This window comes from Streptomyces sp. NPDC001135 (assembly GCF_053598395.1).
Window position 1 is genome coordinate 148,088 of sequence record NZ_JBSFKD010000017.1, and the last position, 12,680, is coordinate 160,767.

Consider the following 12,680-nt stretch of genomic DNA (forward strand, 5'->3'; position numbering starts at 1 on the left):
ACTACTCGCCGAAAGGTGCTCAACTCCTCATGCCCGAGCTGGTGTTCTTCTCCGGAACGATGGACTGCGGGAAGTCGACCCTGGCTCTGCAGATCGAGCACAACCGCTCCGCGCGGGGCCTCGTCGGCATGATCTTCACCCGCAACGACCGCGCGGGCGAGGGCAAGCTGTCCTCGCGGCTCGGCCTGGTCACCGACGCGGTGGAGGTCGCCGACGACCAGGACCTGTACGCCTCTCTCGTGGAACACCTCTCGCAGGGCCGCCGGGCCGACTACGTGATCGCGGACGAGGCGCAGTTCCTCGCGCCCGGGCAGATCGACCAGCTCGCGCGCGTGGTGGACGATCTCGGCCTGGACGTGTACGCCTTCGGGATCACCACCGACTTCCGCTCCAAGCTCTTCCCGGGCTCGCAGCGGCTGGTGGAGCTGGCCGACCGCATCGAGGTGCTCCAGGTGGAGGCGCTGTGCTGGTGCGGCGCCCGCGCCACGCACAACGCCCGCACGATAGGCGGCGAGATGGTCGTGGAGGGCGCCCAGGTGGTCGTCGGCGACGTCAACCAGGCGGCGGGCGAGGTCGGCTACGAAGTGCTGTGCCGCCGTCACCACCGCCGCCGGATGACCGCCGCGACGGCCCGCGCGGCGGCCCTGTCCCCGGACGTCCTCCCCGTCTCGTCGTCCTGACCCCTCCGACCACCCCGAGCCCCTCCCGGCCCGGCCCGAGCCCCCTCCCGGCCCGGCCGGGCACGTTCTGAGGTGTGCCGTCTCGCTCAGTGCGGGTTCTGGACCACCGAGAACTCCGCGCCCTCCGGGTCCGCCACCGTGGCCACCCGGCCGTGGGGGCTGTCATGCGGCGGCCGGATGACCCGGCCGCCGAGGTCCGCGACCTGACGCGTCGTCGCGTGGGTGTCGGCGACCTCGAAGTACGTCTGCCAGTGCGGTCCGCGATCGCGGGGCAGGGCGTGGCCCACGCCGTGCAGTCCGGCCACCGGGCGGCCGGCGAGGTGGAGGGTCACGTAGTCGAAGTCGGCGGACACCACCGGCACCTGCTCGTACCCGAACACGGTCGCGTAGAACTTGGCGACGCTCTCGGTCTCGAAGGTCACCAGTTCGTTCCACGCGGGTGTCCCGGGCACACCGGTGAGCGCGGTGCCGAGGTGCGCGGAACCCTGCCAGATGCCGAACACCGCCCCGGAGGGGTCCGCGGCGATGGCCATCCGCCCGGCCTCGGCCGCGTCCAGCGGGCCGACCGCCACCGTGCCGCCGCACTCCCGTACCGTGTCGGCCGTGTGGTCCACGTCGTCCGAGGCGAAGTACGGCGTCCAGGCGATCGGCAGCCGGCGGTCCGGGGGCAGCTGGCCCATGCCCGCCACCTCTTGCCCGTCCAGCAGCGCCCGCACATACGGGCCGAGCTGCTGCGGGCCCGGCCGGAACTCCCAGCCGAACAGCTCACGGTAGAACTCCTCGGTGGCGGCCAGCCCGTGCGCCATCAGGCTCACCCAGCAGGGCGTGCCGGGCGCGCGCCGCGCGTGCGGACCGGCCGGCTCCCGTGCCTCGGTCATCGATCACTCTCTCCCCGGCCCCTCGCGGTGGCCGTGTCGCTTCCGCTCCCCGGAAGGGGTGTCCACGCCGGCGGCGGGTAACGCCCGTGCCGGTGCCCGCATCCTCCACTGCGCCGCGAGCGATACCGCGCAGCCGCCCGGCGCTACTTCCGGGAGGATGCCCGATCTATCGCCTTTCGCCGCTTCCTGACGATGGCCGGCGGGTGTCCGCCGGCTGTACAGCCCGTGCCCGATCCCGTACGCCTCGTGATCGAGCGTGTCCGGCCGAGCAGAGTAGCCGGACCTGGACGCCGCGGCCACCCCTGGCGTATGGATGGACGCCATGACAGCCATCATCACCGCAACCGATCTCGCACTCGAGCTGACCGGGGACCGCCCCCCGCGGCTGCTGGACGTGCGCTGGCAGCTGAGCCTGGCCAAGGCGGCGGGCGAGCCGGCCTTCGACGGGCGGGCCGAGTACGCGGCCGGTCACCTCCCCGGCGCGGTCTTCGTCGACCTGGACCGCGAACTGGCCGGAGAGCCGGGGGAACAGGGCAGGCATCCACTCCCGGACCTCGCGGTGTTCGGTGCCGCGATGCGCCGTGCGGGCGTGTCGGCCAGTCGCCCGGTCGTCGTGTACGACGGCGGCCAGGGCTGGGCGGCGGCGCGCGCCTGGTGGCTGCTGCGCTGGACGGGTCACCCGGACGTGCGGGTCCTCGACGGCGGCTTGGCGGTCTGGGAGGGCGAGCTGTCCACCGAGGTGCCGGAGGTGGCCGAGGGCGACTTCCGGCCGGCGCCGGCCCCCGCGGGGCTGCTGGACGCGGACGGGGCCGCGGCCCTGGCCCGTGCGGGCGTGCTGGTGGACGCGCGCGCGGGGGAGCGGTACCGCGGGGAGGTGGAGCCGATCGACCGGGTCGGCGGGCACATCCCGGGCGCGGTGTCCGCGCCCACGACGGAGAACGTGGGCCCCGACGGCCGGTTCCTGCCCGCGGCGGAGCTGCGGGACCGCTTCAAGGCGCTGGGTGTCTCCGCGGGCACCGAGGTGGGCGTGTACTGCGGTTCGGGCGTCTCCGGTGCCCACGAGGTCCTCGCCCTCGCCGTGGCCGGTATTCCGGCGGCCCTGTACGTCGGTTCGTGGTCGGAGTGGTCCTCGGACCCGTCCCGGCCGGTGGCCGTCGGGGCGGATCCGCAGTAGCGGCAGCCGGAAGGGCGGGGGCCCGCACGCGTGCCCCCGCCCTTCCCCTACGGCCTGCTCACTCCTGCTTCTTGCGCCGTGTGCCGAACACGATCTCGTCCCAGCTCGGGACGGCCGCGCGGCGGCCGGGGCGGACGCCGTCGGCCTCGGCCTGCCGGTCGGTCGCGCCGATGAGCCGGTCGCGGTGGCTGCCGACGGAGCGGGGCATGAGGACGTCCGCGTAGGCCGAGCCGGCCGAGGCGGCCGGAGCCGGCGGCTCCTCGGCGGCCGGTTCGTCGGCGGGTTCCTCCGGCGTCTCCGCCGGGCGCTCGGGAACCACCAGGTCGCCCCGGAAGCTCGGCACGGCCTCCAGCAGGCTGGTCAGCGAGTCGCGTTCGCCCGTGCTCTCCTCGGTGGGCTCGGACGGCTGCGCGGGCAGGCCGGGCCGCTCCCGGTCGCTCCGGTCGAGCGCGCGGTCCATCGAACGCTCGCGTGGCAGCCGGGCGATGCGCGGGACGAACGGGAAGCTCGGCTCGGGCACGGCGAGGTCGTCGGACTCGCCGATGAGGGAGCGCGCCTCGTCGTCCACGGCCTGGACGAGCCGCCGGGGCGGGTCGTACGTCCAGCTCGCCGAGTGCGGTTCGCCCGCGACCAGGTAGACGAGGAGCACCTCCCAGGTGCCGTCGTCGCGGCGCCAGGAGTCCCACTGCACGGAGTCCTTCTCGGCGCCGCGCAGCAGCAGCCGCTCCTGGACGGCCTCGCCGAGCAGCGGTCCGGAGTTCTCGCCGGGACGGCGGACCGGGGTCTTGCGGGCGCGCTCGGCCATGAAGGCGCGCTCGGCCAGCACCGGGCCCTCGAACCGCCGTACCCGGTCGACGGGGATGCCGGCGAGCTGGGCGACCTCTTCCGCGGTGGCCCCGGCGCGTATACGCGCCTGGATGTCACGCGGGCGCAGATGGCTCTCGACCTCGATCTCGATCTGACCGAGACGGGGCCGGTCGCCGCGCACGGCGGCGCGGAGCCGTTCGTCGATCGGAAGCGTGTACTCCGTAGAGTCGGCAGCCTTGAGCACCAGCCGTGTGCCGTCATTCGAGACGGCCACGACACGCAGTTCGGGCATGGGGACCTCCCGGGTGGTGCCTGCCGACGTCACGTGCGTCGCTGCTTCCGCTAGTCGAGTGTGGCCTGCCCGGGTGCAGCCTGCCACAACCTTGCCGAGTTGCCCGGCGTGTCGGGCACGGACCCTGGGTCGCCGTTATGGCACGGTTACCTGTTCGCAACGCTAAGTGACCAAGTCTGTCACCCTGTGCAACTAGCCCCCCTCCCGGCGGTCCTGCAAGGCCGCGGACACCCTGGTGGGAGACCGGACCCAGGGCTCGCAACAGTACTCCATTTGGACCATGTGCGTGGATGGGCGCGCCGCCCAACTTCTGGCAAGGCTTGCGACTTGGCCCTTGGCAACCGGTTTTACCGATCATGAACGTGGCGAACTTCACGCAATCCGCAGAAACGGAACTATTGGTTTCGTTCGTACGTCCCTCTCTCGTGCAGTTGGTCGGTCAATGTCATCAAGTGCACCGTCAGGTACGAGAAGGGCGGGCAAGTTCCGGGTATGCGTGAAACGCCCGATGCGGGTCGCAAGCGGGTCGACCTGAGCGTCCCCCAGGTCGCGGGCAGTGCCCTGGCGGCCGTCGTGGCGGCCAGACTCGCCTCGTGCTTCGGACCGGGGAGCAGTTCCGTGGGGCGACGGTCGCGACCCGCCCCCGGGGGCAAGTGGCACGGGCTCCGGGCGAGTTCAGCGACGGGACCGGGGTTCGTCCTCCGCCCCGGCCGATTCCCCCTCCACGACCGAGTCCCCCTCCACTTCCCCCGCCGCGACCGGCGACGTACCGGCCCCCTCGGGCACGCCGTCCCGCGGACACACGCCCGATGCGGGCGGCGGCACGGCGCACAGCACGGCCCCGACGTCCGGCGGCTCCCCGGGCGGGGAGCCGAGCGACGCTCCTGGCCCGTCCCCGACCCCCACGCCCAGCGGATCCGCCACGGGGCCTACGACCCCAGAACCCTCCGCAAGTAGTCGTTCTGGAACAGCCGTTCCGGGTCAAGGCGGTCCCTCAGCGCGGTGAACTCCGCGAAGCGCGGGTAGACGCGCGCGAAGTACTCGGCGTCCCGGGTGTGCACCTTGCCCCAGTGCGGCCGGCCCTCGTGCGCGGTGAGGATCCGCTCGGCGGCGGTGAAGTAGGCCTGGTACGGCGTGCCCCGGAACATGTGGACGGCGACATAGGCGCTGTCCCGGCCGGACGCGGTGGACAGGGTGATGTCGTCGGCCGGTGCGGTGCGCACCTCCACGGGGAAGCTGACGCGCAGGCCCGAGCGGTCGACCATGGTCCTCAGCTCGCGCAGGGTCTCCGCCAGGGCCGCGCGCGGGACGGCGTACTCCATCTCCACGAAGCGCACCCGGCGCGGCGAGGTGAAGACCTTGTAGGGGATGTCCGTGTACGTCCGCGCGGACAGGGCCTTGCTGGAGATCCGGGCGATGGCCGGGACGGTGGCGGGGGCGGCGCGGCCGACCCACTGGGCCACCTGGAATACGCCGTTGGAGAGGAACTCGTCCTCGAACCAGCCGGCCAGCCGCCCCACGGGCTGCTCGGGGCCGGCGCTGCGGTTGTTCCGCTTGGTGTTGGTGTTGCCGGTGTGGGGGAACCAGTAGAACTCGAAGTGCTCGTTCTCGGCCCACAGCTGATCGAACTCGGCGAGGACCCGGTCGAACGGCATCGGCTCCTCGCGCGCGGTGAGCAGGAACAGCGGCTCCACGGCGAAGGTGATCGCGGTGACGACGCCGAGGGCGCCGAGGCCCATGCGGGCGGCCGCGAAGACCTCCGGGTTCTCCTTCTCGGAACAGGTGAGCACCGAGCCGTCGGCCGTGACGAGTTCGAGTCCCTTGATCTGGGCGGCGATGGAGCCGGACTCACGGCCCGTGCCGTGCGTGCCGGTGCTGGTGGCCCCGGAGACGGTCTGCTCCATGATGTCGCCCATGTTGGTCAGCGACAGACCCTCGCGCGCCAGCGCCGCGTTGAGTCTCTTGAGCGGGGTGCCGGCCTCCACCGTGACCGTCATGGACGACCGGTCGATATTGCGGATACCGGTCAAGAGTTGAGGCCGGATCAACACACCGTCGGTGGCGGCGATCGACGTGAAGGAGTGGCCCGTCCCGACCGCCTTCACCTTCAGGCCGTCCTCGGCCGCCCGGCGCACCGCCGCGGCCAGCTCGTCCACCGACGCCGGCGCGACCTGCCGGGCGGGCCGGGCGGAGACGTTCCCGCCCCAGTTACGCCAGGTGCCGTTCTTCCCGCTCGCTGTGCTGCTCAACGGTGCCTCCCCGACCCGCGGCCGGCCTGCGCAGCCGGCGGTACCCGAGGAAACCGACCGCGACCGCGACGGCCCCGGAGACGGCCGGGACCCCGTACCCGGCCCGCGCCCCGGCGGCGTCGATCACCCAGCCGGCCGCGGAGGAGCCGAGCGCGACACCGACCGCGAGGCCGGTGCTCACCCAGGTCATGCCCTCGGTGAGCTGTGCGCGAGGTACGTGCTCTTCTATGAGGGACATCGTCGTGATCATCGTCGGTGCGATGGACAGCCCCGCAACGAACAGCGCCACGGCCAGAAGCGGCAGGTTTCCGACCAGTAGGAGGGGGATCATACTCACGGCCATGGCCGCCACGCCCAGGAGCCAGCGACGCTCCGGCGCCCCGGCGAACCGCAGCAGCCCGAAGACCACGCCGGCCGCACAGGAACCGGCCGCGTACAGAGCGAGGACCACGCTCGCGGCGCCCTTGTGGCCGCGCTCGTCGGCGAAGGCGACGGTGACCACGTCCACGGACCCGAAGATCGCGCCGGTCGCCATGAAGGTCGCCACCAGCACCTGGAGCCCGGCCGAGCGCAGGGCCGTACCGCCGCCGTGCTTCTCGCGCGGGTGCGGCTCCGGCTCGGTGGCGCGCTGGGCGGTGAGCCAGAAGACGCCGGCGGCCAGGAAGCAGGCGGCGAGCAGCGGCCCGGCCTCCGGGAACCAGACCGTGGACAGCCCGATGGAGATGATCGGGCCGAAGATGAAGCAGACCTCGTCGACGACCGACTCGAAGGAGTAGGCGGTGTGCAGCTTCGGGGTGCCCCGGTACAGCGCCGCCCAGCGGGACCGGATCATCGCGCCCAGGCTCGGCACCGAGCCGATCCCGGCCGCGCACACGAACAGCACCCAGTCCGGCCCCCGGAGGTGCGCGGCGAGCAGAAGCCCGGCCGCCGCCGAGAGGGCCACCAGGGTGGCGGGGCGCAGCACCCGGCGCTGCCCGTGCTGGTCGACCAGCCGGGAGATCTGCGGGCCGGTCGCCGCGGCGGACAGCGCCATGGTGGCCGACAGCGCGCCCGCGAGCCCGTACCGCCCGGTCAGCTGCGAGACCATCGTGACCACGCCGATGCCCATCATCGACAGCGGCATCCGGCCGAGGAATCCCGCGACGGAGAAGGCCTTGGTGCCGGGCTCGGCGAACAGGGCTCTGTAGGGGCTGGGCACGTGGTCTCCGAAGCGGCTTGGAAAGGCGCGAATGCGGCCGGTACAGGTTACGAGTTAGGGCACCCTAATCGCACCTCGTTTATCCCTGGGAAAAACAGGCATAAACCGACTGGAATCCGACTCTTCACCCCGCTGTTGCCCGGCTGTCAGTACCGGGTGGCAGGATCGAGACATGCCAGACGCGCTCGATGCCACCCCGTACGACGCCCTCCTCCTGCTCTCCTTCGGCGGCCCCGAAGGCCCGGACGACGTGGTCCCGTTCCTGGAGAACGTCACGCGCGGGCGCGGCATCCCGAAGGAACGCCTGAAGGAAGTCGGGCAGCACTACTTCCTGTTCGGCGGGGTCAGCCCCATCAACGACCAGAACCGCGCCCTGCTGGACGCCCTGCGCAAGGACTTCGCCGAGCACGGCCTGGACCTGCCGGTCTACTGGGGCAACCGCAACTGGGCGCCGTACCTCACGGACACCCTGCGCGAGATGGCCGCCGACGGCCGCCGCCGCATCCTGGTGCTCGCCACCAGCGCCTACGCCTCGTACTCGGGCTGCCGCCAGTACCGCGAGAACCTCGCCGACGCCCTGGCCACGCTGGAGGCCGAAGGCCTGGAGCCGCCGAGGATCGACAAGCTGCGGCACTACTTCAACCACCCCGGCTTCGTCGAACCCATGGTCGACGGCGTGCTGCGCTCCCTCGCCGACCTCCCCGAGGACACGCGCGCGGGCGCCCACATCGCCTTCACCACGCACTCCGTCCCGACCGCCGCCGCCGACACCTCCGGGCCCGTCGAGGCCCACGGTGAGGGCGGCGCGTACGTGGAGCAGCACCTGGACGTGGCCCAGCTGATCGCCGACGCCGTCCGCGAGCGCACGGGTGTGGACCACCCCTGGCGGCTGGTCTACCAGTCCCGGTCCGGCGCCCCGCACATCCCGTGGCTGGAACCGGACATCTGCGACCACCTCGAGGAGCAGCACGCGGCGGGTGTCCCGGCCGTCGTCATGGCGCCCATCGGCTTCGTCTCCGACCACATGGAGGTCCTCTACGACCTCGACACCGAGGCCACGGCCAAGGCCGGGGAACTGGGCCTGCCGGTGCGCCGCTCGGCCACCGTGGGCGCCGACCCGCGGTTCGCCGCCGCCGTGCGCGAGCTGATCACCGAGCGCGCCGCCGTGGAGCGCGGCCAGGAGGTCACCCCCTGCGCCCTGGGTGCCCTCGGCCCCAGCCACCACGTCTGCCCCGTCGGCTGCTGCCCGGCTCGCACGCCCCACCCGGCCGCCGCGGGCGCCGACAGCCCCTACGCCTGAGGAGACCCGTGACCGACCCCCTGCACCGGGAACTGCTGGAACTGGCTCAGGAGGCCGCCCGCCGCGCCGGTGAGCTGCTGCGCGACGGCCGCCCCGCGGACCTGGCCGTGGCGCGGACCAAGTCCAGCCCGATCGACGTCGTCACCGAGATGGACATCGCGGCGGAGAAGCTGATCACCGACCTGATCTCCGGCCGGCGGCCCGACGACGGCTTCCTCGGCGAGGAGGGCGCCTCCGCCCCGGGCACCAGCGGCGTCCGCTGGGTGATCGACCCGCTCGACGGGACGGTGAACTACCTGTACGGCTTGCCGACCTGGGCGGTGTCCATCGCGGCCGAGCAGGACGGCGAGACGGTCGCCGGGGTCGTCGCGGCCCCGATGCGCGGCGAGACGTACCACGCCGTGCGCGGGGGCGGCGCATGGGCCACCGGCGCGTGGGAGGGCGAGCGGGCGCTCGCGTGCCGTCCCGCGCCCCCGCTGGAGCAGGCGCTGGTCTCCACCGGATTCAACTACGTCACCGAGGTACGCGCGCATCAGGCCGAGGTCGCCGGCCGGCTCGTCCCGCTGCTGCGGGACATCCGGCGCAGCGGCTCGGCGGCGGTCGACCTGTGCGACGTGGCCTGCGGCCGGCTCGACGGGTACTACGAGCGGGGGCTCAACGCGTGGGACTACGCGGCGGGTGACCTGATCGCCCGGGAGGCGGGGGCGCTGGTCGGCGGGCGGCCGGGGGAGCGTCCGTCACGGGACCTGACCGTTGCCGGACCGCCGGGGGTGTTCGAGCCGTTGCAGGGGCTGCTGGAGGAGTTCGGGGCGTGGCACGACTGAGCGCGACCGTCACCGGCCGCTGAACGCAAAGGGACCCCGGCGCTGGATTCGCCGGGGTCCCTCCTTGCGCTTTCGAGCCGATCAGACGCGTGACGCGCCGACCTCCACACCGTGTTCGGCGGCGAGGCGTCGCAGGTCGTCGAGCTCTGCCTGCTCCACTTCGACGAGGAAGTCGTCACCCTCGTCACGAGCCCGCGACAGGTCGGACTCGGTCGCCCTTATGCGCTGCAGAAGTCCTGCGGTGAAAGCGTCCATGCTGCGCCCCCTCGTCCTGGGTCGTGGGTCGGTGGCACGGGGGTGTGCCTGTTGGGAAAAGGGCGATCACGTCTCTCGCAGGTGCCCAGCGCTGCCCTGCTGGGCGGCGACGGTGCCGGACACCCGCGCCCACTCTGCGGCAAGCGGGTCGCGGAGTACCGCATGGTGCTGCGGCACATGCAGAGCGTGATCGCGGGGTGTAAAGCCGTCCTCCCCCCACTCCCTTGCCCGGAAACCTCAACCGGAGGAGAAAATCTCGTATTCCCGCCCCGGGCGCCGGCCCGTGCGGTCCGCAACCCGCCTTACAGCCGACTTACGGCTGAAAAGGGCAGGATGGAGGTCACACCCCACGAAGACCCCTGCCCGCGGGCGCCCACGGCGCACTGTGCGGGCGGACAGAGGAAGGACTTGCGACGTGCGCGTACTCGTCGTCGAGGACGAGCAGCTGCTCGCCGATGCGGTGGCCACCGGACTGCGCCGGGAGGCCATGGCCGTCGACGTCGTGTACGACGGTGCGGCCGCCCTGGAGCGCATCGGCGTCAACGACTACGACGTGGTCGTCCTCGACCGCGACCTCCCGCTCGTGCACGGCGACGACGTCTGCCGCAAGATCGTGGAGCTGGGCATGCCCACGCGCGTGCTCATGCTCACCGCCTCCGGCGACGTCAGCGACCGGGTCGAGGGCCTGGAGATCGGCGCCGACGACTATCTGCCCAAGCCGTTCGCGTTCAGCGAGCTGATCGCGCGCGTGCGCGCCCTCGGCCGCCGTACGAGCGTGCCCCTGCCGCCGGTCCTGGAGCGCGCCGGCATCAAGCTGGACCCCAACCGTCGCGAGGTCTTCCGCGAGGGCCGGGAGATCCAGCTAGCGCCCAAGGAGTTCGCGGTCCTGGAGGTGCTCATGCGCAGCGAGGGCGCGGTCGTCTCGGCCGAGCAGCTGCTGGAGAAGGCCTGGGACGAGAACACCGACCCGTTCACCAACGTCGTGCGCGTCACCGTGATGACCCTGCGCCGCAAGCTCGGCGAGCCTCCGGTGATCGTCACCGTTCCCGGCTCCGGCTACCGGATCTGATCCGCCATGGCCGCCACCCCCGCGCCGCCCCAGGCCCCACCGAAGCCCACCTGGGACCCCAGGAGGCCGCAGCCCCCCTTCCCGTGGCTGCGCCCCACCATCCGGATACGGCTGACGCTGCTGTACGGCGGCATGTTCCTGATCGCCGGCATCCTGCTGCTGTCGATCATCTATCTGCTGGCCGCGCAGGCGATCAGCACCGGCAACCAGCCCCTGTTCAAGATCGTCAGCGGTTCGCAGATCCGGGTCTCCAGCGACAACTGCCCCGCGATCACCGCGATCAATTCCAGTCCGCTGCCGCTGTCCGACTTCAACGACGCCATCGCCCACTGCGTGGACCAGCAGCGCCAGACGGCCCTGGACGACCTCCTCAGCCGCTCGCTGCTGGCCCTTCTGGGCCTCGCCGTGATCGCGTTCGCGTTCGGTTACGCGATGGCCGGCCGCGTACTGTCCCCGCTCGGCCGGATCACCCGTACCGCCCGCCAGGTGGCCGGATCCGACCTGTCCCGCCGGATCGAGCTGGACGGCCCGGACGACGAGCTGAAGGAGCTAGCGGACACCTTCGACGACATGCTGGAGCGGCTGCAACGGGCCTTCACCGCCCAGCAGCGCTTCGTCGGCAACGCCTCGCACGAGCTGCGCACCCCGCTGGCGATCAACAGAACGCTGCTCGAGGTCCACCTGTCGGACCCGAACGCCCCGGTGGAGCTGCAGCAGCTCGGCAAGACGCTGCTGGCGACCAACGAGCGCAGCGAACAGCTGGTCGAGGGCCTGCTGCTGCTCGCCCGCAGCGACAACCAGATCGTCGAGCGCAAGCCCGTCGACCTGGCCGAGGTCGCCACCCAGGCCATCGACCAGGTGCACGGCGAGGCCGATGCCAAGGGCGTGAAGATACGCGGTGAGCGCAAGCCCGCCGTGGTGCAGGGCAACGGCGTGCTGCTGGAGCGGATCGCGCTGAACCTGGTGCAGAACGCCGTGCGGTACAACGTGACCGAGGACGCGTGGGTCGAGGTGAACACCGACGTCCAGCACGGGCAGGCGGTGCTGACCGTCACGAACACCGGACCGGTCGTGCCGGCGTACGAGATCGACAACCTTTTCGAGCCCTTCAGACGGCTCCGCACGGAGCGCACGGGCAGCGACAAGGGCGTCGGACTCGGCCTGTCCATCGTCCGGTCGGTGGCGCGGGCGCACGGCGGTCACATCGTGGCGGAGCCCCGCGAGGGCGGCGGCCTGGTGATGCGTGTCACCCTGCCGTTGTGATCCGGAATGGACACACGCGGAGGATGTTCGCTTTGCGCGGAATTTTCAGGACGCTGGACGGGGTTCACGCTGTGTGATCAATCACATGGGTGGATTTCCAGCCATGTACGTTCCGTGATCATGACAGATGCCAGAAAGCCGGGAAAGTCCTGGTTTTCAGGGCTCTTGATCACGGGAAGTACACGGTGAGGCGCCTTTGAGGCGCGGCATTCGAACCGTGTACGGTCCTCACCGCCATCCAAGCCGATCACTCTTGAGGGGTCGGGTTGGGTGTCGATTGAGTAACAGACCTTGATGTGAGGCAAAATCTCCGCCTCAGGTCGGGCACAAGTCCGGCCTCTCACGCGTTACGTGCGCTGGAGACACCGCAGACACCCAGAGGGGGAGAGCGATATGGCAACCGATTACGACACTCCACGCAAGACCGACGACGACGTCGACTCGGACAGTCTCGAAGAGCTGAAGGCCCGGAGGAACGACAAGTCCACCTCGTCGGTGGACGTCGACGAGTTCGAGGCCGCCGAAGGCCTCGAACTGCCCGGCGCCGACCTCTCGAACGAGGAGCTGGCCGTCCGGGTCCTGCCGAAGCAGCAGGACGAGTTCACCTGCATGAGCTGCTTCCTGGTGCACCACCGCAGCCAGCTGGCCCGTGAGAAGAACGGTCAGCCGATCTGCCGCGACTGCGACTGAG

The 12,680-nt window shown here is 71.6% G+C and carries 12 protein-coding genes; 7 read left to right on the plus strand and 5 right to left on the minus strand.

The features are described from left to right. The first annotated feature begins 29 nt into the window (after positions 1-29). Complete coding sequence (locus tag ACWC94_RS21830) at positions 30-680, plus strand: thymidine kinase (RefSeq protein WP_450798511.1); 651 nt, start codon at positions 30-32, stop codon at positions 678-680. Positions 681-766: 86 nt separating this feature from the next. On the opposite strand, the gene ACWC94_RS21835 is transcribed toward ACWC94_RS21830, so the two are convergent. Further along, entirely contained in the window at positions 767-1,558 is a 792-nt protein-coding gene (locus tag ACWC94_RS21835; RefSeq protein ID WP_450798513.1) for a VOC family protein, read from the minus strand. A 322-nt stretch (positions 1,559-1,880) separates the two neighbouring features. Between ACWC94_RS21835 and ACWC94_RS21840 the strand changes: the two genes are divergently transcribed. After that, positions 1,881-2,732 (plus strand): sulfurtransferase, encoded by an 852-nt coding sequence (locus tag ACWC94_RS21840; RefSeq protein ID WP_450798515.1) that lies wholly within the window; start codon positions 1,881-1,883, stop codon positions 2,730-2,732. A gap of 58 nt (positions 2,733-2,790) precedes the next feature. Here the strand turns inward: ACWC94_RS21840 and sepH are convergent, their stop codons facing one another. The 3 genes from sepH to ACWC94_RS21855 all read right to left on the minus strand — a co-directional run bounded on the left by sepH (position 2,791) and on the right by ACWC94_RS21855 (position 7,278). Next, positions 2,791-3,831: a septation protein SepH gene (gene sepH / locus ACWC94_RS21845; RefSeq protein ID WP_450798516.1), complete on the minus strand. Its 1,041-nt coding sequence runs from the start codon at positions 3,829-3,831 to the stop codon at positions 2,791-2,793. Between the two features lie 929 nt (positions 3,832-4,760). Then, positions 4,761-6,080 carry a D-arabinono-1,4-lactone oxidase gene (locus ACWC94_RS21850; protein WP_450798518.1) on the minus strand — a complete coding sequence of 440 codons (1,320 nt, stop codon included), beginning with the start codon at positions 6,078-6,080 and terminating at the stop codon, positions 4,761-4,763. Beyond that, a complete protein-coding gene (locus ACWC94_RS21855; protein ID WP_450798519.1) occupies positions 6,040-7,278 on the minus strand; it encodes an MFS transporter in 1,239 nt (412 codons plus the stop codon). Before ACWC94_RS21855 ends, ACWC94_RS21850 begins: the two co-directional genes overlap by 41 nt. Positions 7,279-7,450: 172 nt before the next feature. Here ACWC94_RS21855 and ACWC94_RS21860 point away from each other — a divergent pair, with 172 nt between their 5' ends. Together ACWC94_RS21860 and ACWC94_RS21865 are read left to right on the plus strand one after the other, a co-directional pair. Continuing rightward, positions 7,451-8,578: a ferrochelatase gene (locus ACWC94_RS21860; protein WP_450798520.1), complete on the plus strand. Its 1,128-nt coding sequence runs from the start codon at positions 7,451-7,453 to the stop codon at positions 8,576-8,578. An 8-nt stretch (positions 8,579-8,586) separates the two neighbouring features. Continuing rightward, on the plus strand, positions 8,587-9,402 hold the full coding sequence (locus tag ACWC94_RS21865) for an inositol monophosphatase family protein (RefSeq protein ID WP_450798521.1): 816 nt from the start codon (positions 8,587-8,589) through the stop codon (positions 9,400-9,402). A gap of 81 nt (positions 9,403-9,483) precedes the next feature. Here the strand turns inward: ACWC94_RS21865 and ACWC94_RS21870 are convergent, their stop codons facing one another. Continuing rightward, a complete protein-coding gene (locus ACWC94_RS21870) occupies positions 9,484-9,657 on the minus strand; it encodes a hypothetical protein (protein ID WP_023546087.1) in 174 nt (57 codons plus the stop codon). Between the two features lie 415 nt (positions 9,658-10,072). Here ACWC94_RS21870 and ACWC94_RS21875 point away from each other — a divergent pair, with 415 nt between their 5' ends. The 3 genes from ACWC94_RS21875 to ACWC94_RS21885 all read left to right on the plus strand — a co-directional run bounded on the left by ACWC94_RS21875 (position 10,073) and on the right by ACWC94_RS21885 (position 12,679). After that, positions 10,073-10,726 carry a response regulator transcription factor gene (locus ACWC94_RS21875; protein WP_351208943.1) on the plus strand — a complete coding sequence of 218 codons (654 nt, stop codon included), beginning with the start codon at positions 10,073-10,075 and terminating at the stop codon, positions 10,724-10,726. A 6-nt stretch (positions 10,727-10,732) separates the two neighbouring features. Next, a complete protein-coding gene (locus ACWC94_RS21880) occupies positions 10,733-11,989 on the plus strand; it encodes a sensor histidine kinase (protein WP_450798522.1) in 1,257 nt (418 codons plus the stop codon). A 393-nt stretch (positions 11,990-12,382) separates the two neighbouring features. Beyond that, positions 12,383-12,679, plus strand: coding sequence for a DUF4193 domain-containing protein (locus ACWC94_RS21885; protein ID WP_003997302.1), 297 nt, complete (start codon positions 12,383-12,385; stop codon positions 12,677-12,679). Position 12,680: the final 1 nt, after the last annotated feature.

Coding starts and splice junctions, on each gene's coding strand:
- ACWC94_RS21830 (WP_450798511.1), top strand. CDS start 30: ATGCCCGAGCTGGTGTTCTTCTCCGGAACGATGGACTGCGGGAAGTCG.
- ACWC94_RS21835 (WP_450798513.1), bottom strand. CDS start 1,558: ATGACCGAGGCACGGGAGCCGGCCGGTCCGCACGCGCGGCGCGCGCCC.
- ACWC94_RS21840 (WP_450798515.1), top strand. CDS start 1,881: ATGACAGCCATCATCACCGCAACCGATCTCGCACTCGAGCTGACCGGG.
- sepH (WP_450798516.1), bottom strand. CDS start 3,831: ATGCCCGAACTGCGTGTCGTGGCCGTCTCGAATGACGGCACACGGCTG.
- ACWC94_RS21860 (WP_450798520.1), top strand. CDS start 7,451: ATGCCAGACGCGCTCGATGCCACCCCGTACGACGCCCTCCTCCTGCTC.
- ACWC94_RS21870 (WP_023546087.1), bottom strand. CDS start 9,657: ATGGACGCTTTCACCGCAGGACTTCTGCAGCGCATAAGGGCGACCGAG.
- ACWC94_RS21880 (WP_450798522.1), top strand. CDS start 10,733: ATGGCCGCCACCCCCGCGCCGCCCCAGGCCCCACCGAAGCCCACCTGG.
- ACWC94_RS21885 (WP_003997302.1), top strand. CDS start 12,383: ATGGCAACCGATTACGACACTCCACGCAAGACCGACGACGACGTCGAC.